Raw genomic sequence first — 3,113 nt, forward strand, 5'->3', positions numbered from 1 at the left:
CCTGGTTGGGGCGATCCGCCCTGAGACGCGGCACCGAGCGCGGTTCCTGCGGCAGCCGTGCACGCCCGCGGCGGTGGCACTGCCCTGCCTGGTGCAGCACCCTATAAAAGCTTGATTCAGAGCCGATAAAGAGGCCCTGATCGGCCAGCGCCGGCACGATCTGTCCCGGCGGCAGCGAGGCGTACTCCGGCTGATTACACGTCAGCAGGATCCGCTGTCGTTCCTCCTCGCTCAGGCGGTGACCCACCAGGCGGTCACTGCCTTTACGGCGATCCACGCCGTCCCCATCACCACCAAAGGCCTTGCGCCAGCGTTTGAGGGTGCGCAGAGAGATCCCGATCTCGCAGCAGGCAGGCACCAGAGCCGCGCCAGCGGCATTGGCCTCGCTGATCAGCTCGATCGCCTTCTGCCGGTGCGCGGCACTGGTCAGCCTTCCGCGTCCTCCGAACAGAAGGCTTCCCACTTTTTTCGCAGCACCAGCAAGGCCGCCATCTCCGCCATGGCCTTCTCCTTGCGCTGTAGCTCTTTCTTGAGAGCCTTGATCTCCCGCTGGTCCTGGGCGCGGAGCTTCTCGAGCTCCTTCTGCTCTTTCAAGGTGAGCACTGGCTTGGCGTTGGCATCCTGGGCAGCCTGCCGCCAACGCTCCACCTGCTCAGGAAACAGCCCCCGCTCCCGGCAGTAGCCACTGAGTTCGGTGGCATTCAGGCCAGCGCTCTCCAGCACCACCGTGAATTTGTCGGCAGCACTCCAGCCCTCTGGTTCCTTCTCGGAAGCCGGCACCACCTCTCCCTGTAACCGCCAAATCTTTCTCCAGTTGTAGAGGGTCACCACGTGAATGCCCAGCTCTTCTGAAATCCGAGCCACGCTCTGGCGGTGCGGCGGGCTCATCCGCCTTCTCACGTCAGCCTTGACGGCCTCGCTGTAACGACGCATTGGTCATGTCCTCAAGCCCCCAGGTGTACTGATCAGAGGGGTGACATCTTTCCTGAAACCGGGGGATCCCGTGGGACGAATTGGAGGATGACTATGCATCCCAGTTTTGCAAGGGGTTTGGTGCTCCAGCGAAGCCATTTCGCATGGCCCTGGGGGCCTTGATCATCAAAGCCCGTCTCGGGCTCACCGATGAAGAACTCGTTGAGCAGACCAAAGAGAATCCCTATCTCCAGTTTTTCATTGGACTGGAGGGCTATCAGTATTCAGCACCATTTGATCCATCGATGATGGTGTATTTCCGGAAACGGCTGCCGGAATCGGTGGCGAATGACTGTAATGAACGAATTGTGCGTCATGGCTTGAATGTGATCCGCTCTGCTGCAGCAGCTACTGATCACGATGACGTCAGCAGCCATGGAGGTGGAGCCGCACGCCCAGCCGATAAGCAGATTGGATCCAAAACGACACGACCCAATCAGGGTTCATTGCTGATTGATGCAACATGTGTTCCGGCAGATATTCGTCACCCCACCGATCTCTCGCTGCTCAATGAAGCCCGAGAATCGACCGAGATATTGATCGATGCGATGCATTCGCAGGTGAGAGATACCTTTGGCCATAAGCCTCGCACGCACCGCAAGCAAGCCAGGCAGCAGTTTCTAGCTGTGGCCAAGAAGAAGAGGCCTCGAATTAACAAAATCCGTAAGGCGATCAGACAGCAGCTTGGTCATCTCAGGCGTAATCTAACCAGTATCGACGCCCTAACCGCCTGTGGTGCAAGCCTTTTGGCGGCTGGTCGATATGCCTACCAAAAGCTTTTGGTTGTCAGCGAGCTTGTCCGTCAGCAGAACATTCTTGACCAGTCTGACAGCAGAAGCATCCCTGACCGCATCGTGAGCCTCAGCCAGGCCCATATCAGGCCGATCGTGCGTGGCAAGGCACGGTGCAATGTTGAGTTCGGAGCGAAGATTTCCATCTCGGTGACAGGTCAAGGATTTACGTTTCTCGATCGACTCAGCTTTGATCCCTACAACGAAGGAGAAGACCTGAAAGCCCAGGCAAAAGGCTATCGCCGCCGTCATGGTCACTACCCAAAAGTGATCTGTGCAGATCAGATCTATAGAACTCGAGCCAATCGAGCTTTCTGCCTACGCCATGGCATTCGCTTGAGTGGTCCAAGGCTCGGTCGCCCCAAGAGTGATCCAGAGTTATTGGCTGAAGAGAAGCGCCAGTTTCTGGATGATCAGAGGCAACGCAATGCCGTCGAGGGTAAGATCGGTCAGGGCAAATGACGGTTTGGATTGGGTCTGATCCGGGAGAAACTCGCCGCCACTCAAGGTTCAACCATTGCACTGAATGTTCTGGTGATGAACCTTGAGAAGCTGCTGGAGCTTCTTTTTGTCTTTTTTACGGCCCTGCTATGCCTTCTCCTGGTCAAGGAGGGCGGTCGGAGTATTCGCACTGTGCCTCTGAAGCCTCAGATAGCTGCAGCATGATGATCGGGCTGCGGGCTCAAGCAGGTCTCCTTTTTGTTGAGGCTGACTCCAAATTCACTTTCTCAGGAGACCCCATATAGACTTTCTTCATTTTTGCTTGGCTGGCTTGGGCTTTGCGCTCAGCGATCTTGGTTTGAACCGAGCTGTTTTTATATTGGGACGGCCAGCATGCCTCAAGTTCTAATTAGCGTCATTAGGATATTTCCTTGCCTGTCGTCACGTGATTCTGCTTCCCTTGCGGACGTTTTTGCTAGCAGTAATTAGCTGTAAGTTTTCTGGATGATGGAGGCCTCCCTTTGCAAGAGGAGTGATATTATCAACGTGATACATGATGCGGCCGGCCACTTGATTGCGTCGATCCCGCTCCTCGTAGATCTTCTGGATCTGCGCTTTTTCTTGTTGATTTAGGGCCGGCGTTTGCGCAAGGAGTCGCTGCTTTCTTGTCTGCAAGTAAATAGCCGATTTGTGCCGGTTGGCTTTATATACGGCCTCCGGCTGTGGGCAAACTACGTCACCCAAGTCGAGAGAGAGACGTTTCATCGACCAAAGCTCTTGGCGCAGCTGCTTTGAGCACCACTGGTGATAACGGGTATCACCGTGAAGATCGATCACGTCACGGAACCGACTGACGACGTAAATGAAGTCATCTCCAAGCCTCTCGGTTGTCCACTGTGTCCAGCAGCG

At 55.8% G+C, this 3,113-nt stretch carries 3 protein-coding genes and 1 pseudogene; 1 reads left to right on the plus strand and 3 read right to left on the minus strand.

Features of this window, described 5'->3' with window-relative positions:
* Together CJZ78_RS14580 and CJZ78_RS14585 are read right to left on the minus strand one after the other, a co-directional pair.
* Positions 1-463 (minus strand): helix-turn-helix domain-containing protein (locus tag CJZ78_RS14580; protein WP_143592841.1); only part of this gene is annotated, 463 nt, incomplete at its 3' end.
* Complete coding sequence (locus tag CJZ78_RS14585) at positions 427-933, minus strand: transposase (protein ID WP_143592840.1); 507 nt, start codon at positions 931-933, stop codon at positions 427-429. The genes CJZ78_RS14580 and CJZ78_RS14585, both read right to left, overlap by 37 nt.
* Before the next feature lie 65 nt (positions 934-998).
* On the opposite strand from CJZ78_RS14585, the pseudogene CJZ78_RS13315 reads away from it, so the two are divergent.
* Positions 999-2,369: pseudogene (locus CJZ78_RS13315) on the plus strand (IS5 family transposase); the annotation flags it as partial.
* A 276-nt stretch (positions 2,370-2,645) separates the two neighbouring features.
* Here the strand turns inward: CJZ78_RS13315 and CJZ78_RS13965 are convergent.
* On the minus strand, positions 2,646-3,113 hold a 468-nt coding region (locus tag CJZ78_RS13965), incomplete at its 5' end, for an HNH endonuclease signature motif containing protein (RefSeq protein WP_233128807.1).

It is taken from the genome of Synechococcus sp. 8F6 (assembly GCF_002252665.1).
GTDB lineage: Bacteria > Cyanobacteriota > Cyanobacteriia > PCC-6307 > Cyanobiaceae > Cyanobium_A.